The sequence below is a fragment of the Plantibacter lichenum genome, assembly GCF_050587525.1.
GTDB lineage: Bacteria > Actinomycetota > Actinomycetes > Actinomycetales > Microbacteriaceae > Plantibacter.
Genome location: NZ_JBOBFT010000008.1, coordinates 193,049 through 216,234 on the forward strand (window position 1 = coordinate 193,049; position 23,186 = coordinate 216,234).

Consider the following 23,186-nt stretch of genomic DNA (forward strand, 5'->3'; position numbering starts at 1 on the left):
GAAGACGGACCATGACGACTCAACTCCAGATGGCACAGCGCGACCTCACCTACACCGTGACGCCCAACGAGCACTCGCTCGGGGACGCGGAACGTGAGGCGATCCTCGCGAACCCCGGTTTCGGCCAGTACTTCACCGACCACATGGTCGACGTCTGCTGGTCCGAGCACGGCGGCTGGCACCGACCGCGCGTCCAGGCGTACGGGCCGATCGCGCTCGATCCCGCCGCTGCGGTCCTGCACTACGCCCAGGAGATCTTCGAGGGGCTCAAGGCCTACCGTCACGCGGACGGCTCGATCTGGTCGTTCCGCCCCGACGCCAACGGACGCCGCCTGCAGCGTTCTGCCAAGCGCCTCGCCCTGCCGGAACTGCCCATCGAATACTTCGTCGAGTCGCTCAAGCAGCTCATCGCGGTCGACGGGGCCTGGGTGCCGTCCGCCCCGGAGACGAGCCTCTACCTGCGTCCCTTCATGTTCGCGAAGGAGGCGTTCCTCGGTGTGCGCCCCGCGAAGAAGGTCGCCTATTACGTGATCGCGAGCCCGGCCGGCGCCTACTTCTCCGGCGGCGTCTCGCCCGTCTCGATCTGGCTCTCCACCGACTACAGCCGCGCTGGCAAGGGCGGCACGGGCGCAGCGAAGACCGGCGGCAACTACGCCTCCTCGCTCCTCCCGCAGTCCGAAGCGGCCGAGCACGGCTGCGCGCAGGTGCTCTTCCTCGACTCGCAGGAGGCGAAGTACATCGAGGAGCTCGGCGGCATGAACGTCGTCCTCGTGAAGAAGGACGGCACGCTCGTCACGCCGGACTCCGACTCGATCCTCGAAGGCATCACGCGCGACAGCATCCTGCAGCTCGCCGAGGACCGCGGCCACCGCGTCGAGCGCCGCAAGGTGACGATCGACGAGTGGCGTGAGGGTGTGGAGAACGGCGACATCGTCGAGGTCTTCGCGTGCGGCACGGCAGCGGTCATCACGCCCATCGCCCAGCTGAAGTCTGCGGAGTTCACCGTCGGCGACGCCGATGCACCGGCCGGTGAGTTGACGATGTCGCTACGCCAGGAACTCACCGACATCCAGTACGGCCGTCTCCCGGACCGTCACGGCTGGATGACGCGGCTCGACGCCTGAGCGCGGACCGGGTCGGTCTGGCTTAGGCTGAGAGTGTGAAAATCGCACGGTTCAGCCATGACCAGACCATCCGGTACGGCATCATCGACGAAGCGGATCTCGTGGTCCTCGACGGTGACCCGCTCTACTCCGGGTTCGAACCGACCGGTGAGCGCGTCCCGCTCGCGGACGCCACGCTCCTCGCGCCGGTGATCCCGCGCTCGAAGGTCGTCGCGGTCGGCAAGAACTACCACGACCACGCCGCGGAGATGGGCGGGGAGGCTCCTGCGGAGCCGCTGCTCTTCCTCAAGCCGAACACCTCGGTCGTCGGTACGGGCGACACGGTCGTCTTCCCGCCGCAGTCCGAGCGCATCGACTTCGAGGGCGAACTCGCGATCGTCATCGGCACGATCGCGAAGAACGTCACGGCGGAGCGCGCGGACGAGGTCATCTTCGGCTACACGATCGCCAACGACGTCACGGCTCGCGACCTGCAGCAGGCCGACGGACAGTGGGCACGCGCGAAGGGCTTCGACACCTTCTGCCCCCTCGGGCCGTGGATCGAGACTGAATTCGACTTCGACGGCGCCACGATCGAGACCAGGGTCGAGGGCGAGGTGCGCCAGCAGGCGCCGCTCTCCGACATGATCCACTCGATCGGCGCGATCGTCGAGTACGCGTCAGCGGTCTGGACGCTCCTCCCGGGCGACGTCATCCTGACCGGAACGCCGGCCGGCGTCGGCCCGTTCGCGAGCGGTGAGACGGTCGAGGTGGAGATCTCCGGCATCGGTGTGCTCCGCAACACCGGTCGCCGTCCCTGAGGCTCGCCCTCCGAACCATGACCACCTCCTGTGAGCACTGAACCACGATCGGCGTTCGACGTCGTCGCGGTTCAGCGCCGCACGGTCGTCGTCCTCGTCAGCGGACAGATCCTCGGCGGGCTCGGCTTCGGCGCCGCGCTCTCCATGGGCGCACTGCTCGCGGCGAGCGTCTCCGGGTCCGACGAGTGGTCGGGGTTCGCTGCGACGATGACGACGCTCGGCGCGGCTGCTGCGGCCGTCCCGCTCGCTCGGCTCGCGCAGTCCCGTGGGCGTCGCAACTCGCTCGCGGCCGGTGCGGGACTCGCCGCGATCGGCTCAGCGCTCGTGATCGTCGCGGCCGTCCTCGGCGTCTTCCCGCTCCTGCTCCTCGCACTCGCCTGCATCGGGGTCGGTTCGGCGGCGAATCTGCAGGCCAGGTTCGCCGCGAGCGACCTCGCGACCCCGACGAAGCGTGGGCGAGACCTGTCGATCGTCGTGTGGGCGACCACGATCGGTTCCGTGATCGGCCCGAACCTCGTGGGCGTCGGCGCGTTGCTCGCTCGGATGGTGGGGATCCCGGAGCTCGCTGGACCGTTCCTCTTCGCGATCGTGTCCCAGCTGCTCGCGGTCGTCCTCTATCTCAGTGCGCTCCGGCCGGACCCGCTCCTCGTGAGCCTCGCGAACGCCGCCTCGGCCGCGGCCGAGCCCGGCGCAGTGCCTGCATCGACCCATGCCCATGCTGGCGTCGGTCTGCGGTTCGCGATCCTCGCGGTCGCCCTGAGCCACGCGGTCATGGTCGCCGTCATGGCGATGACGCCCGTCCATCTCCAGCATCACGGCGCGTCGATCTCGGTCATCGGCCTGACGATCAGTCTGCACATCGCGGGCATGTACGGCCTGTCGCCCGTGTTCGGCATCCTTTCGGACCGCTTCGGCAGAGTGGCCGTCGTGTTCCTCGGACAAGGACTGTTCCTCGCCGCGTTGCTCGTCGCGGCGCTGTTCTCGGACGACTCGTTCGCGGTCGGGGTCGGCCTCGTGCTCCTCGGCCTCGGGTGGAGCGCCAGCACGGTCGCGGGGTCAGCGCTCGTCACCGAACTGTCGCCGGCGATCCAGCGCACGCGCTACCAGGGGATCACCGACCTGCTCATGAGCCTCGCAGGCGCCGTCGGCGGTGCGCTCGCTGGACTCGTCCTCGCGCTCAGCGGCTACGCAGGGCTGGCGCTCTGGTGCCTCGTCCTCGTCGGTGTCGTCGTGGTCGCCGGAGTGCTCGTGCGTGGACGGCTGAGCGGCGGCGCCCGTGGCCGCTTCAGCGGCCGAGCGCCGTCAACGCAGCTCTGACATCGTCCTGCGTGTTCCAGAGATGGAACGCCACGCGGGCTCGACCCGCGCGGCCGGACGCCGTGATCCCGGCGGCGGTGAGCTTCGCGAGCTCCGAACCGTCGCGATCCGGCCAGGTGATGATCGCCTGCCCGCGTGGATCGATGTCGAGGCCCTCGCTCATCGCATCGCCGAGAGAGACGGCGTGCGCGTGGACGGCCTCCGCGTCGAGCGACGCGAAGAGGTCGATCACCGGTTCGGCGCCGACCCAGGCCTGCCAAGCGGGCGAGACGTCGAACCGCCTGGCATCGGGGGAGAGGTGGAGGGCCGGTCCGTAGCAGGACGCCCACACGTCCTCGCCGGAGTACCAGCCGGCCTGCACGGGTCGGAGCGTCTCGAGGAGCGTCCGAGCGACCGTGAGGAAGGCCACGCCGCGAGGCGCGCACAGCCACTTGTAGGCGTGGCAGACGGTGACGTCGAACCGCGACGCGTCGACCGGGAGCCACCCCGTCGCCTGCGTGAGGTCGCACAGGGTGAGGGCGCCGGCCGCGTGCGCGGCACTGATGACGGCATCCTGATCGACGATCCGGCCGGTGGACGATTGCACGAGTGAGAATGCCACGAGCCAAGTGTTGGGGCCGATGGATGCCGCGAGGTCGTCGATCGCGACGTGCCGGACCGCGACGCCACGATCGGCATGGACGAGGAACGGCGCGACGAGCGAACTGAAGTCGCCATCGATGCAGAGGATCTCGGCTCCGTCTGGTGCGGAGGCCGCGACCACGCTCACGAGGGCAGAGGTCTGCGAGCCGATCGCGACCGTTCCGACGGGGCTGTGCACGAGCGACGCGTACCGCGCGCGAACCCGTTCGACCGTCCGGCCGTAACCTGTCGCATCGGACAGGCCCGAACTCCACGACGTGAGGTCCGTCCGCAGTGCGTCGATCGTCGCGGAGGTCGGCAGTCCGAGCGTGCAGGCCGCGAGGTACCCGCGAACCGCCGGGAACTGCCGGACGGCGTCGTCGAGCGATCGAGCGGGGGAGGACGCGATGGAGGGCATGCCACCAGTGTCGTCGTCCCGATTCCATCCAACAAGGACAGGTCATCGATATGAACCATAAGCCAGCATTATGATTATCGGCATGGCCCTCGTACACCAGGACGATCTCGCGGCGGAACTCGACTCCGGGACGCTGCGGATCATCGGCGCCCTCGCCGAGCAGGGAACGATCACGGCGGCGGCCGCGAGCCTCGGGCTCAGCCAGCCGGCCGTGAGCCAACACCTCCGCCGCCTCGAGGCGCGTCTGGGCGTGGCCGTGATCGAGCGCCGGGGAAGAGGCGTCCGCTTGACCGAGGCCGGCCGGATCCTCGCCGAGCACGCCGTCACCGTGATTCGCGCGCTCGACGCGGCGGCGAGCGAGATCCACGAACTCACAGGACTCCGCTCCGGTCGGGTGCGCATCGCCGCGTTCCCCTCCGCGTCATCCGCGATCGTGCCGACGCTCCTCGGCGAGCTCGCCCGCATCCATCCGTCCGTGACGGTCACGTTCGTGGAAGCGGAGCCACCGGAGGCGGTCGCCGCGGTCCGTGCGGGCGACGCCGACCTCGCGATCACCTTCAGCTATCCAGGCGACCCCGCCGATCCGCACCTCGCGAGCGCGGTCGGCCTCCGTGTCGACAACCTCTGGAGCGACCGGATGATGCTCGTCCTGCCCGCTGCGCATCCTGCCGCGGCGCAGCCCATCGTCGCGATCGCGGACCTCGCCGACGAACGGTGGATCGCCGGATGTCCGCGGTGCCGCGGGCATCTCCTCGGCCTGTGCGCGTCGAGTGGATTCGAGCCGGTCATCGCCCACGAGACGGACAACGTCGCTGCCGTCACGGCGCTCGTCGCGGCGGGCCTCGGAGTCGCGCTCCTGCCGAGCCTCGCCCTCAGATCCTCCGTGTTGCCGCCCGGCGCGGTCGCCCGCCCGACCGGTCGTGGCGACGAGCGGATGCTGCATCTCGTGGGATCCGGCCACGCCGAGCGCATCCCGGCCGTCGCGGCGACCATGCGCATCGTTGCCGGGCTCACGCCGACGTTCGCGAACGCCTCCGCCTGAGTGGCGGTTCCACCCGCACCGCCCTGCGCTCGACGGCTAGGATTGGACCGATGTCTGACTCGATCTCCCACCCGTTCTCTTCCGCCACAGGCGCTGACGTCCGCGTCCGCTTCTGCCCGTCACCCACCGGTACGCCGCACGTCGGCCTCATCCGCACGGCCCTCTTCAACTGGGCCTATGCGCGTCATACGGGCGGCAAGCTCGTGTTCCGCATCGAGGACACCGATGCCGCGCGCGACAGCGAGGAGAGCTACGAGCAGCTCATCGACGCGCTCACCTGGCTCAAGCTCGACTGGGACGAGGGCGTCGGTGTCGGCGGCCCCCACGAGCCGTACCGACAGTCGCTCCGCGGCGACGTCTACGCCGACGTCATCGCTCGCCTGACCGCGGCCGGACACCTCTACGAGAGCTTCTCGAACGCGGAGGAGATCGACGCCCGCAACGAGGCGGCCGGTCGCCCCAAGCAGTTCGGATACGACAACTTCGACCGCGACCTCACGGACGAGCAGCGCGCCGCCTTCCGCGCGGAGGGCCGCCAGCCCGCGCTCCGCCTCCGGGTCCCGGACGCCGACCTCAGCTTCGACGACCTCGTCCGCGGCGAGATCACCTTCCCGGCCGGTTCCTTCACCGACTTCGTCGTGGTCCGCCCCAACGGTCACCCCCTGTACACGCTCGTGAACCCGGTCGACGACGCGATCATGCAGATCACGCACGTCCTCCGCGGCGAGGACCTGCTGCCGTCCACCCCGCGTCAGATCGCGCTGTATCACGCGCTCATCGACATCGGCGTGACCACCTTCGTCCCGCGCTTCGGCCACCTGCCCTACGTCATGGGGGAGGGCAACAAGAAGCTCTCCAAGCGCGACCCGGAGGCGAACCTCTTCCACCACCGCGACCGCGGCTTCATCCCGGAAGGCCTCATCAACTACCTGGCGCTCCTCGGCTGGTCGCTCACGGCGGACCGCGACGTCTTCTCGATCGATGAGATGGTCGCGGCGTTCGAGGTCTCCACCGTGAACCCGAATCCGGCCCGGTTCGACCTCAAGAAGGCCGAATCGATCAACGGCGACCACATCCGCCTGCTCGAGGTCACGGACTTCGCATCGCGAACGATCCCGTACCTCTCGGCGGCCGGCATCGTCACGGAACCGCTTACCGCCGAGCAGCAGGTCATCCTCGATGCGGCCGCGCCGCTCGTGCAGGAGCGCATCGCGCTGCTCGGCGAGGCGCCCGACATGCTCGGCTTCCTCTTCATCGGCTCGGACGCGCTCGAGTACCAGGAGGACGCCCTCAAGAGCCTGCCGGCCAACGCCGGTGAGGTCCTCGCTGCGGCCATCGGTGCGGTCGAGCTCGTGCCGGAGTCGGAGTGGAATGCCGCTGCGCTGCAGGAGGCGCTCGCGGGTGCGCTCATCGAAGGCCTCGGGCTGAAGCCCCGCATCGCCTACGGCCCCTTGCGGGTCGCGGCTTCGGGGCGACGCGTGTCACCGCCGCTCTTCGAGTCGTTCGAGATCCTCGGCAAGGCCGAAACGATCGCCCGACTCGATCGGTTGTCGGCGAAACTCGCCTCATGAGCGAGCACTACGACGTCGTCGTCGTGGGCGCTGGGCCCGCCGGTCTCTCGGCGGCGCTCAACCTCGCCCGCGCCAGACGTCGTGTCCTCGTGCTCGACAGCAACCGGCCCCGTCACGCGGCAACGCTGCTCTCGCACGGCTTCCTGACGCGTGACGGCATCCCGCCCCTCGATCTCCGGCGACTCGGTCGCGAAGAGGTCATGGGGTACGAGAACGCCGAGGTGCAGTTCGCGCTCGTGCAGCGGATCACGCCGCTCGACGATGGCTTCCAGGTCATCGCGCAAGGTGTCCGTGGCGAGCGGGACCGCGTGGTCACGGCCACGACGATCGTCCTGGCGACGGGCATCACGGAGACGCTGCCGAACATCCCCGGGATGCGTGCGTTCTACGGGACCGATATCCACAGCTGCGTCGAGTGCGACGGTTTCGAGAAGGCCGATGCGCCGCTCGCGCTCATCGGCGAGTCCGGCGACCTCGCCGAGTGGGCTCTCCTCGTGTCGCAGTGGTCTGACGACCTCATCGTCTTCACGAACGGCCAGGGCACGGTTTCCGCGGACGACGAGGAACGTCTCGGCGCCCACGGCGTCCGAGTGGACCGACGTTCGATCGCGGAGCTGTCAGGCGGGCGCGAAGGCCTCACCGGGGTCGTCCTGGCCGACGGGACGGCGATCGAACGCGCTGCCGGATTCGTGCGCCCGTCCTGGTCGGTCAAGCTCGACGCGATCCACGGCCTGGGCATCGACACCGATGCCGAGGGCCTGGTGATCGTCGACGAATGGGGACGGACGTCTCGCCCAGGCGTCTATGCCGCTGGCGACATCACGCCTCCCGGACCGCAGCAGCTCATCGTCGCGGCGGGTGCCGGGGCGCGTCTCGCGCGCGCCGTGAACCGGGACCTGATCGGCGTGCGCGCGTGACCTCGTCGCCACACGCCCGGGCTGCAGCTGATTTGGCGGCCCTCGCCGGGTAGGGTAGAGTTTATCTTCGGTCGGGGGCAACGCTTCAGACCATTGGGGTATGGTGTAATTGGCAACACGACTGATTCTGGTTCAGTTGTTCTTGGTTCGAGTCCAGGTACCCCAGCAGTACTCGCAACATGACAAGGCCCGCGCATCGCGCGGGCCTGTTGTGTTTCTGCGGGGTGTATCCGGCCCGCCTCGTATCGAGACGGGCCGAGCGCCTGAGCGTTGTGACGGTCATCCGGAGCAGGCGGGAAACAGCAGAGGGGCGACCGGTCTCCCGATCGCCCCTCTGGCGTGTGCTGCGATGCGCGGCCGACGTTCGCGCGGCCGGTGCGGCCTATGCCGCCTTGCCGAAGCGGTCCGAACCGCCGCCGCGCGGTGTCCGCGGGCTCCGGTTCGTGTGGCGGATGGTCGGCTCCGACATGACGGGAGCCGTGCCACCGACGAGCGAGCGGTCCGGGACGCGCTCGTCGCGTTCGACGGTCGCGCCGTGGGCGACCTTCGCGTTGCTGCCGATGCGGGCGTTGCTGCCGACGCGGGCGCCGCGTCCGATGACGCTGCCTTCACCGATGTGGACGTTGGCGCCGATGAAGGCGCCCTCGCCGATCACTGCGGAACGGTCGATCCACGTGCCTGCACCGATCCAGGCGTTCGCCCGGATGTCGGCTTCTGCTTCAACGAACGTCGTCCGTTCGACGAAGGCGCTCGGGTCGACCAGTGCACGAGCTGCGACCATGCCTTTGCCGTTCGGGTGATGACGGTAGCGCTCCACCTCGCCGGTCCGGCCTTCGATCTCTTCGTACACTCGTGCCATGGGTTACCCCCTCCTGGTATTGCGGGTCAGTGGATGCAACACGTGTGGTCCCCGTGGCATTCCTGGTCTCGATGGAGCTGAGAATTCGGTGTGCGACGAGCGGTTCTGCAGCGTTTCGTCGACGTCGGAGGGCCTCGATACGCTGTTCGGAGCGGACGGCCGATCGGTTTGCTCCGCGCCGGAATCCACGCGGCACATGAACGACAGGAGAGCGATGATCGACGTCGAAGAACTGCGCCGATTCTGCGTGGAACTACCGGGGGCCGAAGAACGTTTCCCCTTCCAGCGCAGCCCGGAACTCGGCGTCTTCAGCGTCTTCGGCACCTGGTTCGCCGTGGGCGACCTCAGCCTGGAACCGCCGAGCATTACGGTCAAAGGCGATCCGGACCACGCGAGGCTCCTCCGCGAGACCTTCGACGGCATCACCCCCGGATATCACATGAACAAACGGCATTGGAGTTCGATCCGCCTGGACGGCGCTGTCCCGGACGACGTCGTGTTCGAGATGATCGAGGACGCCCACGCGATCATCGTCGCCAAACTGCCGAAGCTGCGGCGTCTGGCGCTCGGCGGCTGAGACGGCCGATGCCGCAGCCGATGCCGATGCCGATGCCGCAGCCGCAGCCGCAGCCGACGCTGCGTGCTCGTGCGCCTGTGGGCTCACTGGAAATCGCGTGAACGCACCTGTGCACCGATGTGGAGCGGTTCCAACCGATCCGCCACGAGGTTGACGATGCCCTCCGGTGAACGCTCCAACATGCCCCGGACGATCATCGCCGGCGCTTCCCTCGCCACTCGGCGGTAGCGATTCCAGACCCCGACGCTGCAGATCACGTTCACGAGCCCGGCTTCGTCCTCGAGGTTCATGAACGTGATCCCGCTCGCGGTGGCCGGGCGCTGGCGGTGGGTGACCACGCCGCCCACCTCGACGCGTCGGTCGGACTCGGTGGTGCTGAGCTCGTCGGAACGGAGCACGCCGCGGCTGCGGAGCGCCTGGCGGACGTGGCGGATGGGATGGTCGTCGGTGGAGAGCCCGGTCGCCCAGATGTCGGAGATGACTTGCTCCGCAGCCGTGGGGATGGGCAGGAGTGGCGGCTGGACGCTCACGAACGTCCCCGTCAGCTGATCGGGGCGTTGGCGACTGGCCTGTCCTGCGCCCCAGAGCGCCTCCCGTCGATTCACCCCGAGGGAGTCGAAGGCTCCTGCCGCGGAGAGCGCTTCGAGCTGCTGGGTCGTGAACCCCACTCGCCTCGCGAGATCGCCCTGGTCGAGGTAATCGCCGTTCCGCTCGCGCTCGGCGACGATCCGCGCGGCCAAGGGCTTGCCGATGCCACGCACCTCGGTGAGTCCGAGTCGGACCGTGAGCGCGCCGTCGCGCCGGTGCCCCGCCGTGTCGTCGGGGAGCGAGCGGTCGAACGGGGGGACCGCCGGCTGCTCATGCTCAAGACATGAGTCGCGGCCGGTCGGTGCTGCACCGGCGGACGCGTCCTTCGACTCGAGCACGGCGTCGACCCCCGAGCGCAGGATGTCGGGGCGCAACACGGTGACGCCGTGCCTCCTGGCATCCGCGACGAGCGTCATGGGGGAGTAGAAGCCCATCGGCTGGGCCTTCAGGAGCGCGGCGAGGAACGCGGCCGGGTAGTGGAGCCGGAGCCACGCGCTCGCGTAGACGAGGAGGGCGAAGCTCAGCGAGTGGCTCTCGGCGAAGCCGAAGTTCGCGAACGCCTGGATCTTCAGGTAGACGGCATCGGCATCGTCGCCCGTGATGCCGTTGCCGGCCATCCCCGCGTAGAGCTTGTCCTTGAGCGAGTCGATCTTCTCCTCACCGCGCTTGGAGCCCATGGCGCGGCGCAGGAGGTCGGCGTCCTCCGCCGAGCACCCGCCCACCGCCATCGCCATCTGCATGAGCTGCTCCTGGAAGAGTGGAACACCGAGCGTCCGTTCGAGCACCGGTTCGAGGCTGGGGTGCAGATAGGTGATGTCCTCCTGACCGGTCTTCCGGCGCAGGTAGGGGTGCACGGCGCCGCCCTGGATGGGCCCTGGGCGGATCATGGCGACCTCGATCACGAGGTCGTAGAAGCGCCGGGGGAGCAGGCGCGGCAGCATCCCCATCTGGGCGCGGCTCTCCACCTGGAACACGCCGATCGAGTCGGCACGGCACAGTTGATCGTAGACGCCGGGTTCCTCCTTCGGGATCGTGTCGAGTGCCCACCGCTCGCCGAGCGAGTCCGCCACGAAGTCGAAGCAGTACTGGATGGCGGACAGCATGCCGAGGCCGAGCAGGTCGAACTTGACGAGCCCCATCCAGGCGCAATCGTCCTTGTCCCACTGGAGCACGGTCCGGCCGTCCATCCTGGCGTGCTCGATGGGACAGACCTCGCCGACTGGTCGGTCGGTGAGCACCATCCCACCCGAGTGGATGCCGAGGTGCCTGGGGAAGGTGAGGAGCTCCTGGGCGAGTCCGACCACCTGGTCGGGGATGTCGTGGTCCTGACTCGAGACGAGAGCGCCCCACCGCTCGACCTGCTTCGACCAGGCGTCCTGCTGCCCGGGGCTGTAGCCGAGGGCCTTCGCCATGTCCCGCACCGCGAACTTGGGGCGGTAGCTGATGACGTTGGCCACCTGGGCCGCGTTGCGTCGCCCGTACTTCCGGTAGACGTACTGGATGGCCTCCTCACGGCGGTCGGAGTCGAAGTCGACGTCGATGTCGGGTTCTTCGTCGCGCATGCTCGACAGGAACCGCTCGAACGGCAGCTTGTAGCCGATCGAGTCGACGGCCGTGATGTCGAGGAGGTAGCAGACGGCCGAGTTCGCGGCTGATCCGCGTCCCTGGCAGAGGATGCCCTGACTCCTCGCGAACGCGACGATGTCGTAGACGATGAGGAAGTACCCGGGGAAGTCCTTCATCTCGATGACCTCGAGTTCTCGTTCGATGCGTTCGAGGTCCGTCTTCGACGCCTTCGGGTACTTCCGCGGGACGGCTTCCCACACGAGGTGACGGAGCCAGCTCATGGGCGTGTGGCCATCCGGCACGTCCTGCTTGGGGAGGTGCGGCCGGACCGCTCGGAGGCTGAACGCCAGATCGTCGGCGATCTCCACGCTCCTCGTGACGGCTCCGGGGTATCTGGCGAACCGCTCGGCCATTTCGGCGCCGCTGCGCAGATGACCGCCGTTCGACGCCGGAAGCCAGCCGTCCATCTCGTCGAGGCTGCGCCTGGCGCGCACGGAGGCGAGTGCGCTGCCGAGTCGATGCTGTGACGGAGTCGCGTAGTGGACGTTCCCCGTGGCGACGACGGGCAGATCGAGGAGCGCGGCGATCTCGGCGAGGGCGTCGTTGGTCGTACTGTCCTCCGGCTGCCCGCGGTCGATGAGTTCGACGACGACGTTCTCCGGACCGAACAGCGCGACGAGCCGATCGACCTCCGCGGCCGCCGCATCGATCCCGTGGTGTTCGAGCGCCTGTCTCACCCGCCCCTTCCGACACCCGGTGAGGACGAGCACGTGCCCTGCGACCGAGGCCGCGAGTGTTTCGAGGTCGTAGATCGGCCGTCCCTTCTCCGCGCCCTCGGCGAGCTGCGCATCCGTGATCGCGCCCGCGAGCCGGTGATACCCCTCTTCCCGGCGGGCGAGGAGGAGCAGGTGATGGCCTTCCGGATCAGCCGTGCCGTTCTGCGGCCCGCTCAGTCCGAAGGAGAGTTCCGCGCCGTAGACGGTCCGGAGCTCGGGGTACCGTTCGGCGGCTTCCGCCATCCGGACGATGCCCTGGAATCCGTCGTGGTCGGTGATCGCGAGCGCGTGGAGACCGAGTCTGGCCGCCTCCTCCACGAGTTTCTCGGGCGGGCTCGCGCCGTCGAGGAAGCTGAAGGTCGAGTGCGCGTGGAGTTCCGCGTACGGGACCACGGCATCGGGATCGAGCACGGGGACCGGTGGCTGCTCGGGGCGGTAGGGGAGGCGTTTCCGCGACCAGGCCGGGCTGTCGCCGCCGTCCGCGCCGAGCGGAGCGGACGGCGGTCTGCTGGCGCCGGAGAGCTTCCGTTCGAACTCCGACCAGGAGACGGGCGGGTTGTGCCATCCCATGCTGTGACCTTCCGTTGGTGTGGTGCGAGCTGCGAGTACCGGGCGAGCTGCGAGTACCGGGTTTCGAGGCGGTGGCGATGCGTTCGGAGTGCGCGTCAGTCGTATCTGGCCTCCGCGTGCCACTGATGGTCCTCGAGGACGAGCAGCCAGGCCTGCCCGTGTTCGTCGATGAGCTGGAAGCGGTGGAACCGCCGGTGGTGCCGTGCGTCCCACCACCGTTCATCGACGGTCCAGGGCCCCGCCCACGCGGCTATCGCATCGGTCCGTCGTTCGTCTGGGGTGGTCGAGAAGCCGACGGGGACGGCGCTGAGCAGGTTGCGATCGTCGTCGATGTCGACCGGGTCGCCGTGGGCGTCTACAACGATGGCCGGTGCGAACGGGTCGAACACGGTCGCGGGGTTCGCACCCGGGATCGCGCCGGGCCACGGCTGTTCGCGCTTGGCCGCGACCGCCGCTTCTCCGCCGGGCGGGAGTCCGCCCCACGGGACGAGGATGCGACGGTCGGTGAGGAGACGGCCTCCGGCGCGCACCGCCGTGAGGACGCCCGTGTGGCCGAGCATGCTCTGCACCCGGGAGAGACCGTGGTGGATGCGTTCGTCCGGCCCGCCTCCCCAGAGGCCCTCCTCGTGATCGCCCGCGCTGTCGAGCGTCTCCGGAACGACCGCGACGAGGACGAGCGGCGAGCCGAGACCGTCGCCCGAAGTGTTCGAACCCTGGAGCTGCCATCGGACGCGGTCCAGGACGTCCGACGCCGTGAACCAGCGCGGGTGCATCCAGGTGCGGGTGAAGTGCTGGCCCTCCTCCATCTGCAGGGTGACGGTGATCGCGGTGCTCACGAGACCCGCCTGCATGATCTGCTCGATGAAGCGATCCGCGGACTGCCGGAAGCCGAACGCGATCTGGTCGATGCGGTCGAGCGGCGGTTCGAACGCGACCGAGACCGCGAGTTCCTGCGGCGCTTTGCCCGGGACAACTCGACGGGTGTCCGCTCCGGCGGCGAGGCGATGCGCGAAGGAGCCCTCTGCGCCGAACCGGTCACGGACGTCGGCTTCAGGCAGCATCGCGAACTGCCCGAGGGTGCGGATGCCGAGGCGACTGAGGAGTGCCACGAGCTCGGGTTGTCCGAGGACGGTGAGGGGCAGCGGGGCGAGGAAGGCCGGCGAACCCTGCGATTCCACGATCCGGATGGCGGCGTCACCGCTCGCCCTCGCTGCGTGCTCCGCGGCGAACGGGCCGTCGGCGATGCCGACCCTGGCGCCCGTGACCCCGAGGGATGCGACGCAGTCGAGCAGCACGCCCGCCGCCTGCTCCTCGCCGCCGTAGTAGCGGCTCGGCCCACGGGAGCGGATCGCGCAGATGCCCGGCCGGAGGAGCTGGACGCCTGGCATGATCTCCTCGATCGCGGCGATGACGGGCTCGAACGCCCGCGCGTCCACCACGGGGTCGTACGGGACCACCTGGAGATCCGTGCACCTGGCCTGCGCCTCGCGGACCCGGAGGCCCCTGCGGACCCCTGCAGCTCTCGCCTGGTCGTCGCAGGCGAACACCTCACCGCGGTCGACGAGGGCGAGCGGGCCGTCCTCGAGGTCTGCGGAACGCCGGGCGGCGCCGATGGGCCAGTCAGGGCACCAGAGGATGAGGGTTCGATCGATCTGCTCGGTGAGGTCCGTGCCGGCAGGGCGGCGGACCTGGTCTTCGACGAGTGGCGTGCTCACAGGTTCGCCACCCGTCGCAACGGCGCCAGCTCGTGCTCGTGCTGCGCTCCGTCGTGCGCAGTGCCGCCGCGAACGGTGCGTGGAGCTGTGGCGGGGGACAGGCGGAGGGTCGCGGTGCGCGGGCGTCCCGTCGTGCCCTGTCCGAGGAGCGAGCTGACGGTCACCTCGCGTTCTTCCAGGAAGCCGTGTCCTGTGCCAAGCCCCGTCCACCGACTGGAGGTGATCCGCAGGGTCGCTTCGCTCTGCGGCCACTGCCCGAGCACGATGAGGGTCGCCTCGCGTTGCCGGAGTCTCGCGGACAGTCTCGCCGCTTCGCTCGGGGTGATCCGATCCGGGGCGGAGGCGATGAGGACGCCGGCGACGTCCGCCATGGCGGCGGTGACCGAGAGCCAGTGCTTGCCCGGTTCAGGGACGAGGACGAGGCGTTCGAGGTCGATGCCGGCGTCTGCAGCGGCTTCGATCCCGAAGGTGGGGACGCCGACCACCCCGCACCAGGCGCCAGCGGCAGACGGGCCGGCCATGAGCGCCATGGCGAGGGAGGTGGATCCGATGACGGAATAGCTCGCCCCGGCCTGCAGCGCTCCGCCCGGGAGCAGCGACGCGAGCGGTGCCGCTGTGGGGAGCGATCTCGTGTCCAGGCGGGTGGTCTGCATCCGCGTGATCTTGCCCTGCAGTTCGCGTACCCGTGCCGAGACCCCCGCCAGGGCGGGTGCTCCAACTGCGACGGGTGTGGTCATGGACCCATATTCGAACATATGTTCGAGGATGTCAATTGGAGATCCCGACCGCTTCGGACAGGGCTGTCCGCGGCCGTCCCGAGTGTCGCATCCACCTCCGACACCCGTGGAGGCCTGTGGAGAGCTGCGCGGTGATGTCGGGGGCCGACGGTACGCTGGCCACATGTGCGGACGTTTTGTGGTGACGGAATCCTCCCGAGATCTCATCGAGCTCTTCGACATCGATCTGGCGAGCGAGCATCTGCCGCAACCCTCCTACAACGTCAAGCCCACGGATCAGATCCCCGTCATCCTCGAGTCCGTCAAATCGGAACCGACCGTTCGCCGGCTCGAATCGGCCAGGTGGTCGCTCGTGCCGTCGTTCGCGAAGGAGCTCACGGGCAAGTTCCCCACCTTCAACGCGCGGTCGGAGGATGTGGCCGCCAAGGCGGCGTTCGCGGAGTCGGTCATCTCGCGGCGAGCCATCATCCCCGCTGCCGGGTACTACGAGTGGCATACGGTCGGCACGGAAAAGACGCCGTACTACGTCCACGCGGGAAACGGCGCCCCCATCGCGTTCGCAGGCCTCTACTCCTGGTGGAAGAACGAGGCGGTGCCGCCGGGCGCCCCCGGGCGCTGGGTGCTGAGCGCCACCATCCTCACGCGCGACGCCGTGGGCGAGCTGGCCGGCATCCACCCGCGCACGCCGGTGATGCTGTCCTCGGAGTTCTGGGACGCCTGGCTCGACCCGAACGAGGAGGGCGACCAGTCCTTCGTCGATGCCGCCGTGGACGCTTCCACGGAGATGGTCGAAGAACTCGTGTTCCACGAGGTCGCTCCGCTGAGGGACGACGGGCCCGGGCTCATCCAGCCCGTCACTCGCTGACCTGATCGCGGCGCGGTCCGCCAGAAGACGCAGAAAAGCCCCGGACCGAAGTCCGGGGCTTTTCGTGTGAGGCAGGGGCTGGATCAACCGGCCCGATGCGTCATGAGACCACGAGGCCCGAAGGCCAGAGGCTCAAGGGTTAGAGCGGCTGGATGTTCTCAGCCTGCAGGCCCTTGGGGCCCTGGGTGGTCTCGAAGCTGACCTTCTGGTTCTCGTCGAGCGAGCGGTAGCCGCTCGATGCGATGGCCGAGAAGTGAGCGAAGACATCTGCGCTGCCGTCGTCGGGGGTGATGAAGCCGAAGCCCTTTTCAGCGTTGAACCATTTGACAGTTCCAGTAGCCATGTAACTTTTTCCTTTTCATGAGTGACCGCTCCCGACTTTCGGGAACGTTCGTCGCGGTGTTCTTTGTTCGCTCCTCAGAAAAGCGGCTACCCGTTCGGTAGGGAAACTGCTTGAAATACCTGCGCAACACAACAACTCTGACTCCAACGCTAGCCCATGTCGAAGCAAATTGGGACTCAAACTGGTAACAAACTGTCGAAGAACATTCAGTCGCCCTCGCGAGCGCGTGCGCGTGCAGGTGAATCAGACGTCGAGAGAGTCGTACGGGGCGAGGGGGAAGAACTCGCCGCCGCCCTGCTCCGTGGCCCACTGGATGCGGCCGTTCGACATCGTTTTGCCCGCCGTGGAGAGCACCATCTCGTGCGTCGGGAAGGACCGTTTCGGCTTCACGGCGAGCACGTAATCGATCGTCTCGCTGATCTTCAGCCACGGCGCGCCGGCCGGCACGGCGAGGAGATCGACGTCGACGCCTTCGGGAATGGTGAAGGAGTCGCCCGCGTAGTACAGCTCGTCGTTCACGAGGACGCCGATGTTGTCCACCACGGGGATGGAGGAGTGGATGACGGCGTGCTTCTCGCCGAAGAAGCGGAGTGTGAACGGGCCGGCCGTGACCGTGTCGCCGGCCGTGACGACCTTGACGGGGAATCCGCTGGCCGCTGCAGCGACGCCCGCCGGTCCGTAGATGGGGGTGCCGGGGCTCTTGTCGAGGATGCGCTCGAGCTGCTCCGGGGTCCAGTGGTCGGCGTGTTCGTGGGTGATGACGATCGCCACCGCCTGCGAGCCGTCGGTGATCGCCGTCGTGAACGAACCCGGATCGATGTAGAGCTTCTTTCCGGAGTCTTCGAGGACGAGTGCGGCGTGTTCGAGTTTCGTGAGCTTCATGATTCGAGTGAATACCTTTCGGTGATCCGGAGCAAGCGCGCTCGTCCAGCCTGGGAAATCGCCGAGGTCCTGCCAGAATCGGCGTGTGAATGACCACTCTCCACGCATCGGCGTGGCCATCAATCCGGTCGCGTCCTTCGGGGCGACGAGTGCCGTCGGTCCGCGCGTCGTCGAGGTCCTCCGTGCTGAGGGCTTCGAGGTCGTCCAGCTCCTGGCCTCTGACGTCGGGGCGTTGCGGACGGCGGTTGACGGTGCGATCGCGGACGGCCTCGACGGGCTGGTGGTCGTGGGTGGCGACGGGATGGTGAGTCTCGCCGTCGAGGCCGTCCACGGCACGGGCCTGCCGTTCGGTGTCGTCCCCTCCGGGACGGGGAACGACATCGCCAGGGGGCTCGGGATCCCGCTGGACGATCCGGAGGCGGCGATCGTGCGACTCGTCGAGTCCTTGCGCCGTGAGCCGCGGACGATCGACGCGGGTCGGGTCGTCCACGCGAGCGGGACCACGTGGTTCGCGGGCGTGCTGTCCGCCGGCTTCGACGCCATCGTGAACGAGCGGGCGAACCTCATGCGTCGGCCGAAGGGCAAGAGCAGGTACACGATCGCGTTGCTCCGCGAACTGCTCACGCTGCGTCCGCACCGGTACCGCCTCGTCGTCGACGGGGTCGAGGAGACCGTAGACGCCGTGCTCATCTCCGTGGCAAACAACACCTCGCTCGGCGGTGGGATGCTCGTCGCTCCCGATGCCGTCCTCGACGACGGTCTCCTCGACCTCTTCATCGTGGCCCCGCTCTCTCGCATCCGCTTCCTCCGTCTGTTCCCGAAGGTGTTCTCGGGGACGCACGTGGGGCTCGACGTCGTGACCCTCAGAAGGGTCCGATCCGTGCGCGTGGAGACCGATGGAGTGGTGGCGTACGCGGACGGTGAACGAGTGGGGTCGCTCCCCGTCCAGATCGACGTGATTCCGGGGGAGTTGCGGGTCTTCCAGTGATCGCGCCACGCCGATGCCGCGCTCGATTTGGAACGTGCTTGATCCGTGTGACATACTCATCTAGTTGTTTACGAGGCCCCATCGTTTAGCGGCCTAGGACACCGCCCTCTCACGGCGGCAGCACGGGTTCAAATCCCGTTGGGGTCACAACACACAAAAACCGCTTCGTCGCACTGGTCTTCCAGCGCGGCGGGGCGGTTTTTTCATGCCAGGAAGCACGCGCCCGACGAGACTCGGATGAGCAGTCCGGCCGAGCGGATCACGAAGGCGATCCGACCACGTCGACCCGCCGGGCAGTCGACTCCCGGTCTGCTACCTTGGCCCGTGTGAAGCTGACACGCACTCGGGGGATCGTGTACCTCACGGCGCTGTGCGTCGTGGCGCCGCTCTTCGCGGGCTGTTCCATCCCGGTGACCGGTGAGGCCGTCGCGGGTGGGAAGGCGCCCATCGTCGATGTGAACTCGAGCAAGGACGACTCGCTTCGCAAGGACTTCGATGCGACGCCGCAGGAGGTCAACGACTACTGGACGGACGACAAGTTCGGGGGAGCGAAGGCCCCCACGCTGAAGCCGGGCGAGGACACCCTGACCGGCGATCAGGCGACGGGTGTCGTCGTGCACCCGACGACGGGCGTCGTCCCCGCTGTCGACGTGAACGCCATCACCCCCACGGCGGCCGGTGACCCGTTCACCGCGACGGGACTCGTCGCCGCGACGCAGGGGCGCCTCTACTTCTCCAACGCGGGTCAGACCTACGTGTGCTCCGGCAGTGTCGTGAACTCGCCCTCCCTGGACCTCGTCCTGACCGCGGGGCACTGCGTCTGGGACACCTTCGGCAAGAAGCTCGCCGAGAACATCGTCTTCATCCCCTCCGACTCGGCGAACGGGCAGAACCAGCCCTATGGCCAGTGGGTGGGAGCGAGCACCTACGTGCCGGAGGAGTTCACGAGCACGGCGAACTCCGATGCGAGCGGCGCGACGAGCGGCAACGGCTGGGCCTACGACTTCGCGCTCATCCGCCTCGCCCCGAACGACGGCAAGAAGATCCAGGAGGTCACGGGCGGGCAGGGCATCGCCTTCGGTGCGACCGTCGAAGGACTGACGATCATCGGCTATCCGTCAGCGGCACCGTTCGACGGAACCACCGAACGGTACTGCGCCAGCCGCGACTACACCAAGGGGTACGCGGGCTACCGCGTCGACTGCCTCATGACGCCCGGCAGCTCGGGCGGCGGGTGGCTCACGAGGCTCGATCCGGCCACGGGCGCCGGCTACGTGACCTCCGTGACCTCGCGAGGAGACGGCACCTGGCTCGAAGGACCCGTCCTCGGACAGAAGGCGTATGCGCTCTACAACGACGCTGTGGCGGAGGGCAGCTGATGCGCCGCGCGCGAAGCTCCAGGGCGTCGATGGCGGCGCTCGCCGTGCTCGCGGCCGTCGCGCTCGCCGGATGCTCGGTCCCCGGCGTCGCGTTCCCCGATGCGGTCAAGCAGCAGCGCTACATGCAGGATCTCGCGGACCAGCAGTTCGACCTCCTGTCGGAGCACATCGGCCAGGCGCCGGAGGTGAAGGGCGCCGAGTACCTCCACGTCGTGTTCGGCGACGAGGAGACGCACGTCAACAACGCCGTCATCCTGTTCGGCGATCCGACGAGCGCGTTCAGCCAGGACAAGGGATCCTCGGACGGCAACACGATCGACGTCTACCACGTGGGCGGCACCGGCGTGGACTACCTGCTCCTCGGCGGTGACCTCAAGGAGCTCGCGCCGACGGAATGGGTGGCCGTCCCGACGCGGTACGTGCAGGAGGACGACGCCGCAGACACGCTCGGTCCGGCGTGCGCGTACCCGGGGATCTCGACCGCGTGCACGATCTACGCGGCCGTGGAGGCGACGCTCGCCTCCGACGTCGGCTCGCGGGTGAACGTCGTCGTCTCCACACGCAGCGACGGCTCCTCGCAGATCACCACGAGTGCGAGCCTCCAGAGCGTCGTCGACCTCGGCCCGTCGTTCGGCCTGCCGGAGGACGCCGCGACGGCGTTCACCGCTGAGGAACTCGAGACGCTGTTGCCCGTCACCATCTTCCAGAACGCGGACGGCGGCCTCCAGAAGGCGGAGCTGAGCGGCAAGGTGGACGGTTCGAAGCCGCTGCAACTGCAGACGGGCTTCGAGGTCACCGGACCCGCCACGCTCGAGGACCTCCCGACGAGGCCGTCCGCATTCGATGTGACCGTCATCCCGCAGGCCGACGAACAGGCGTTCTGGGACAAGATCCAGGAGTTGAGGACATGACGAACGATCCGCAGCAGCCGTACCCGCAGCAGCAGCCGTCCCAGCCGTACTTCCCGCCGCAGCCCCAGCAGAGCCAGCAGCCGGCGCAGCCTCCGTACGGCCAGTACCAGCCGCAACCATCCCAACCGCAGCAGAGCCAGCAGTGGGATCAGCAGCAGTGGGATCAGCGGCAGGGTGGGTGGCAGCAGCACGCGGCACCGGTGCAGCCGCCGAAGGAGAAACGCAGCGGCTCCGGCAACCGTCTGTGGCTCGGCATCCTCATCGGCGCCGTCGCCGCGGCGATCATCGTCGTCCCCGTGACGCTGCTCTCGGTGGGGAAGCTCTTCACGCCGACGCTCGACCAGGGTGCACTGCAGCGCGGCGTCGCGAAGGTGTTGCAGGCCGACTTCGGCCTGACCGACGCCGATGCCGTCTCCTGCCCATCCGGGCAGCCGGTCGCGGCCGGGACCGCGTTCGAGTGCACGTTCAGCTACAACAAGACCACCTACCCCGTGAGCGTCGAGGTCCTGAACGACGCCGGGCAGTACCGGGTCGGCATCGACGCACCGAAGAAGAAGTAGCGCGCCGCGCCGCGAACGACGGAGCCCGATGCCGCACAGGCATCGGGCTCCGTCGTTCCGTCTGGTCGGTCAGGTGTGCGTCGGTCAATGCGTGACGGGCTCGCCGTCGTGCAGTTCACCAGGAGTCGGCTTGTGGTACGACATGCGGTCGATCGCAGCGAGGGCGAGCGCGGAGAAGATGAACACGCAGTGGATGATGACCTGCCACATGACGCCGGTCGGCGTGTAGCGAGCCTCGCCGCCGTCGACGACGACGCCGCCGTCGGACATGCCGCCGATCTCGATGAAGGTCTTGAGCAGGTGGATCGAGGAGATGCCGATGATCGCCATCGCGAGCTTGACCTTGAGGACGTTCGCGTTGACGTGCGAGAGCCATTCCGGCTGATCCGGGTGGCCGTCGACCTTGATGCGCGAGACGAAGGTCTCGTAGCCGCCGATGATCACCATGATGAGGAGGTTCGCGATCATCACGACGTCGATGAGGCCGAGGACGGCGAGCATGATGTCGGCCTCGTTGATCTCGGCCGCATGGAACAAGACGTTCTCGGCGAGGTGCCAGAGCTCGATCATGAACACGACGACGTAGATGAGTTGGGCGATGATGAGCCCGAGGTAGAGCGGGGCCTGCAGCCAACGGCTGAGGAAGATGAGGTAGCCGACGCTCGTCAGCCATGGTTTCTGGGGAGGGAACGTCTTCGGGGAGGACTGGTTCTGGGCGGTGGTCGGGGGGATGCGCGTACTCACGGCGTCTTCTGGCGTCTGGGTCACGTCGGTATTTTAGGGGGCTGATCCTGGGGGTTCGGCGACGTGCGGATGGACGTGCGCCCGGAGGTGTGCGATCGCGGACGCCTCACCCTGTAGGATTGCCGGAGCGAAGGGGAGTATCCCAATTCGCCGTGTCCGTCAGGACGGATCGCGATGACGGGATTCCGGGCACGGTGGCGACTGCAGAGTCGCGGGAGAGACGTTCGAGTATTCGACGTACCCCAATGCGAAAGGTTCCCATGGAACTCGAACTCCCCGTCTGGTTTGAAATCGGCTCCCTCGTGGTGCTCGTGCTCATCCTCGTGGCAGACCTGCTGATCGTCTACAAGCGGCCCCACATCCCCTCCACCAAGGAGTCCACCCTCTGGGTCGTCTTATACGTCGGCCTCGCGCTCGTCTTCGCGCTGCTCCTGCTGATCTTCGCGGGCGGTGAATGGTCGGGACAGTTCCTCGCCGGCTGGCTCACCGAGTACAGCCTGTCGATCGACAACCTGTTCGTGTTCGTGATCATCATGAGCCGCTTCTCCGTTCCGCGGAAGTACCAGCAGGAAGTCCTCATGGTGGGCATCATCGTGGCACTCGTGCTGCGCGCGATCTTCATCATCGCCGGCGCCGCGTTCATCGAGGCGTTCTCCTTCATCTTCTACATCTTCGGACTCTTCCTCCTCTACACCGCGTGGAAGCAGGCGTTCGGCCACAACGAGGACGCCGAGGACGGCGAGACGAAGCTCGTCACGTTCCTCCGCAAGCGCATCGCCCTGACCCCCGACTTCCACGGCTCCAAGGTCCGGGTCGTCGTGGACGGTAAGAAGTTCTGGACGCCCATGGTCGTCGTGTTCATCGCGATCGGCACCACGGACCTCATCTTCGCGATCGACTCGATCCCGGCCATCTTCGGCATCACCCAGAGCCCGTTCATCGTCTTCACCGCGAACCTCTTCGCGCTCATGGGTCTTCGCCAGCTGTACTTCCTGCTGGGCGGCCTCCTGGACCGCCTCGTCTACCTCAAGTACGGCATCGCGTTCATCCTCGGGTTCATCGGCGTGAAGCTCTTCCTCCACGCGATGCACGTCAACGAGCTGCCCTTCATCAACGGCGGGAAGCACATCGACTGGGCGCCTGAGATCAACACCTGGACCTCGCTCGCCGTCATCATCGGCGCGATGGTCATCGCCACGGTCGCGAGCCTCATCAAGTCCTCGCGCGATGCGAAGAAAGTCACCGCCTCGGGGGAGTGATACTCTGGTCCGATGTTGTTGTCCGGTCTGCTTCTCCTTCGCTGCCGCGACGAGGCC

At 68.0% G+C, this 23,186-nt stretch carries 21 protein-coding genes and 2 tRNA genes; 15 read left to right on the top strand and 8 right to left on the bottom strand.

Going from position 1 to position 23,186, the window contains the following annotated elements; translation table 11 throughout:
- Positions 1-11: 11 nt before the first annotated feature.
- From ACQ3HB_RS12950 to ACQ3HB_RS12960, 3 genes are read left to right on the top strand one after another with little or no spacing between them, the layout of a single operon-like run.
- Positions 12-1,124: a branched-chain amino acid aminotransferase gene (locus ACQ3HB_RS12950; RefSeq protein WP_430920471.1), complete on the top strand. Its 1,113-nt coding sequence runs from the start codon at positions 12-14 to the stop codon at positions 1,122-1,124.
- Positions 1,125-1,159: 35 nt separating this feature from the next.
- Entirely contained in the window at positions 1,160-1,924 is a 765-nt protein-coding gene (locus tag ACQ3HB_RS12955; RefSeq protein ID WP_430920472.1) for a fumarylacetoacetate hydrolase family protein, read from the top strand.
- A gap of 30 nt (positions 1,925-1,954) precedes the next feature.
- On the top strand, positions 1,955-3,241 hold the full coding sequence (locus tag ACQ3HB_RS12960; protein ID WP_430920473.1) for an MFS transporter: 1,287 nt from the start codon (positions 1,955-1,957) through the stop codon (positions 3,239-3,241).
- Here the strand turns inward: ACQ3HB_RS12960 and ACQ3HB_RS12965 are convergent.
- A complete protein-coding gene (locus ACQ3HB_RS12965; RefSeq protein WP_430920474.1) occupies positions 3,210-4,280 on the bottom strand; it encodes an aminotransferase class V-fold PLP-dependent enzyme in 1,071 nt (356 codons plus the stop codon). The genes ACQ3HB_RS12960 and ACQ3HB_RS12965 overlap by 32 nt on opposite strands.
- Positions 4,281-4,362: 82 nt before the next feature.
- On the opposite strand from ACQ3HB_RS12965, the gene ACQ3HB_RS12970 reads away from it, so the two are divergent.
- From ACQ3HB_RS12970 to ACQ3HB_RS12985, 4 genes are all read left to right on the top strand, one after another.
- Positions 4,363-5,322 carry a LysR family transcriptional regulator gene (locus ACQ3HB_RS12970; protein WP_430920475.1) on the top strand — a complete coding sequence of 320 codons (960 nt, stop codon included), beginning with the start codon at positions 4,363-4,365 and terminating at the stop codon, positions 5,320-5,322.
- A gap of 50 nt (positions 5,323-5,372) precedes the next feature.
- A complete protein-coding gene (gltX, locus tag ACQ3HB_RS12975) occupies positions 5,373-6,893 on the top strand; it encodes a glutamate--tRNA ligase (protein ID WP_430920476.1) in 1,521 nt (506 codons plus the stop codon).
- Positions 6,890-7,810, top strand: a complete 921-nt coding sequence (locus ACQ3HB_RS12980) for an NAD(P)/FAD-dependent oxidoreductase (protein ID WP_430920477.1) — start codon at positions 6,890-6,892, stop codon at positions 7,808-7,810. The genes gltX and ACQ3HB_RS12980 overlap by 4 nt, the downstream gene beginning before the upstream one ends.
- A 94-nt stretch (positions 7,811-7,904) precedes the next feature.
- Positions 7,905-7,976 (top strand) — tRNA-Gln (locus tag ACQ3HB_RS12985).
- Between the two features lie 216 nt (positions 7,977-8,192).
- Here ACQ3HB_RS12985 and ACQ3HB_RS12990 read toward each other — a convergent pair.
- Positions 8,193-8,669: a DapH/DapD/GlmU-related protein gene (locus tag ACQ3HB_RS12990; RefSeq protein ID WP_430920478.1), complete on the bottom strand. Its 477-nt coding sequence runs from the start codon at positions 8,667-8,669 to the stop codon at positions 8,193-8,195.
- Between ACQ3HB_RS12990 and ACQ3HB_RS12995 the strand changes: the two genes are divergently transcribed.
- Positions 8,668-9,246 (top strand): MmcQ/YjbR family DNA-binding protein, encoded by a 579-nt coding sequence (locus tag ACQ3HB_RS12995; protein ID WP_430920479.1) that lies wholly within the window; start codon positions 8,668-8,670, stop codon positions 9,244-9,246. The two genes, ACQ3HB_RS12990 and ACQ3HB_RS12995, sit on opposite strands and share 2 nt — an antisense overlap.
- An 83-nt stretch (positions 9,247-9,329) precedes the next feature.
- Here the strand turns inward: ACQ3HB_RS12995 and ACQ3HB_RS13000 are convergent, their stop codons facing one another.
- From ACQ3HB_RS13000 to ACQ3HB_RS13010, 3 genes are all read right to left on the bottom strand, one after another.
- The gene (locus ACQ3HB_RS13000; protein WP_430920480.1) at positions 9,330-12,746 is read right to left on the bottom strand and encodes an error-prone DNA polymerase; all 3,417 of its coding nucleotides are present in this window, start codon (positions 12,744-12,746) and stop codon (positions 9,330-9,332) included.
- A gap of 95 nt (positions 12,747-12,841) precedes the next feature.
- Complete coding sequence (locus ACQ3HB_RS13005) at positions 12,842-14,461, bottom strand: DNA polymerase Y family protein (RefSeq protein WP_430920481.1); 1,620 nt, start codon at positions 14,459-14,461, stop codon at positions 12,842-12,844.
- Complete coding sequence (locus ACQ3HB_RS13010; protein WP_430920482.1) at positions 14,458-15,198, bottom strand: hypothetical protein; 741 nt, start codon at positions 15,196-15,198, stop codon at positions 14,458-14,460. Before ACQ3HB_RS13010 ends, ACQ3HB_RS13005 begins: the two co-directional genes overlap by 4 nt.
- 163 nt (positions 15,199-15,361) lie before the next feature.
- Here ACQ3HB_RS13010 and ACQ3HB_RS13015 point away from each other — a divergent pair, with 163 nt between their 5' ends.
- Positions 15,362-16,063, top strand: a complete 702-nt coding sequence (locus ACQ3HB_RS13015) for an SOS response-associated peptidase (RefSeq protein ID WP_430920483.1) — start codon at positions 15,362-15,364, stop codon at positions 16,061-16,063.
- 139 nt (positions 16,064-16,202) lie between these two features.
- Here ACQ3HB_RS13015 and ACQ3HB_RS13020 read toward each other — a convergent pair whose 3' ends face one another.
- Positions 16,203-16,406: a cold-shock protein gene (locus ACQ3HB_RS13020; RefSeq protein WP_430920484.1), complete on the bottom strand. Its 204-nt coding sequence runs from the start codon at positions 16,404-16,406 to the stop codon at positions 16,203-16,205.
- 243 nt (positions 16,407-16,649) lie between these two features.
- On the bottom strand, positions 16,650-17,288 hold the full coding sequence (locus ACQ3HB_RS13025) for an MBL fold metallo-hydrolase (protein WP_430920485.1): 639 nt from the start codon (positions 17,286-17,288) through the stop codon (positions 16,650-16,652).
- 85 nt (positions 17,289-17,373) lie between these two features.
- Between ACQ3HB_RS13025 and ACQ3HB_RS13030 the strand changes: the two genes are divergently transcribed.
- From ACQ3HB_RS13030 to ACQ3HB_RS13050, 5 genes are all read left to right on the top strand, one after another.
- Complete coding sequence (locus ACQ3HB_RS13030; RefSeq protein ID WP_430920486.1) at positions 17,374-18,276, top strand: diacylglycerol kinase family protein; 903 nt, start codon at positions 17,374-17,376, stop codon at positions 18,274-18,276.
- A gap of 74 nt (positions 18,277-18,350) precedes the next feature.
- Positions 18,351-18,423 (top strand) — tRNA-Glu (locus ACQ3HB_RS13035).
- A 179-nt stretch (positions 18,424-18,602) separates the two neighbouring features.
- Entirely contained in the window at positions 18,603-19,655 is a 1,053-nt protein-coding gene (locus ACQ3HB_RS13040; protein ID WP_430920487.1) for a trypsin-like serine peptidase, read from the top strand.
- The gene (locus tag ACQ3HB_RS13045; RefSeq protein WP_430920488.1) at positions 19,655-20,566 is read left to right on the top strand and encodes a hypothetical protein; all 912 of its coding nucleotides are present in this window, start codon (positions 19,655-19,657) and stop codon (positions 20,564-20,566) included. The genes ACQ3HB_RS13040 and ACQ3HB_RS13045 overlap by 1 nt, the downstream gene beginning before the upstream one ends.
- Entirely contained in the window at positions 20,563-21,126 is a 564-nt protein-coding gene (locus tag ACQ3HB_RS13050; RefSeq protein ID WP_430920489.1) for a DUF4333 domain-containing protein, read from the top strand. Before ACQ3HB_RS13045 ends, ACQ3HB_RS13050 begins: the two co-directional genes overlap by 4 nt.
- Positions 21,127-21,210: 84 nt before the next feature.
- Here the strand turns inward: ACQ3HB_RS13050 and ACQ3HB_RS13055 are convergent, their stop codons facing one another.
- Entirely contained in the window at positions 21,211-21,894 is a 684-nt protein-coding gene (locus tag ACQ3HB_RS13055; RefSeq protein WP_430920490.1) for a TIGR00645 family protein, read from the bottom strand.
- Positions 21,895-22,130: 236 nt separating this feature from the next.
- On the opposite strand from ACQ3HB_RS13055, the gene ACQ3HB_RS13060 reads away from it, so the two are divergent.
- Entirely contained in the window at positions 22,131-23,129 is a 999-nt protein-coding gene (locus ACQ3HB_RS13060; RefSeq protein ID WP_430920491.1) for a TerC family protein, read from the top strand.
- The last annotated feature ends 57 nt before the right edge of the window (positions 23,130-23,186 follow it).

Bases quoted from the DNA above. Each gene is read 5' to 3' on its own strand.
- ACQ3HB_RS12980 (WP_430920477.1), top strand. From the start codon at position 6,890: ATGAGCGAGCACTACGACGTCGTCGTCGTGGGCGCTGGGCCCGCCGGT.
- ACQ3HB_RS13045 (WP_430920488.1), top strand. From the start codon at position 19,655: ATGCGCCGCGCGCGAAGCTCCAGGGCGTCGATGGCGGCGCTCGCCGTG.
- ACQ3HB_RS13015 (WP_430920483.1), top strand. From the start codon at position 15,362: ATGTGCGGACGTTTTGTGGTGACGGAATCCTCCCGAGATCTCATCGAG.
- ACQ3HB_RS12995 (WP_430920479.1), top strand. From the start codon at position 8,668: ATGGGTTACCCCCTCCTGGTATTGCGGGTCAGTGGATGCAACACGTGT.
- ACQ3HB_RS13025 (WP_430920485.1), bottom strand. From the start codon at position 17,288: ATGAAGCTCACGAAACTCGAACACGCCGCACTCGTCCTCGAAGACTCC.
- ACQ3HB_RS13010 (WP_430920482.1), bottom strand. From the start codon at position 15,198: ATGACCACACCCGTCGCAGTTGGAGCACCCGCCCTGGCGGGGGTCTCG.
- gltX (WP_430920476.1), top strand. From the start codon at position 5,373: ATGTCTGACTCGATCTCCCACCCGTTCTCTTCCGCCACAGGCGCTGAC.
- ACQ3HB_RS13020 (WP_430920484.1), bottom strand. From the start codon at position 16,406: ATGGCTACTGGAACTGTCAAATGGTTCAACGCTGAAAAGGGCTTCGGC.
- ACQ3HB_RS13050 (WP_430920489.1), top strand. From the start codon at position 20,563: ATGACGAACGATCCGCAGCAGCCGTACCCGCAGCAGCAGCCGTCCCAG.
- ACQ3HB_RS12970 (WP_430920475.1), top strand. From the start codon at position 4,363: ATGGCCCTCGTACACCAGGACGATCTCGCGGCGGAACTCGACTCCGGG.
- ACQ3HB_RS13000 (WP_430920480.1), bottom strand. From the start codon at position 12,746: ATGGGATGGCACAACCCGCCCGTCTCCTGGTCGGAGTTCGAACGGAAG.
- ACQ3HB_RS12990 (WP_430920478.1), bottom strand. From the start codon at position 8,669: ATGGCACGAGTGTACGAAGAGATCGAAGGCCGGACCGGCGAGGTGGAG.
- ACQ3HB_RS12950 (WP_430920471.1), top strand. From the start codon at position 12: ATGACGACTCAACTCCAGATGGCACAGCGCGACCTCACCTACACCGTG.
- ACQ3HB_RS12965 (WP_430920474.1), bottom strand. From the start codon at position 4,280: ATGCCCTCCATCGCGTCCTCCCCCGCTCGATCGCTCGACGACGCCGTC.
- ACQ3HB_RS13060 (WP_430920491.1), top strand. From the start codon at position 22,131: ATGGAACTCGAACTCCCCGTCTGGTTTGAAATCGGCTCCCTCGTGGTG.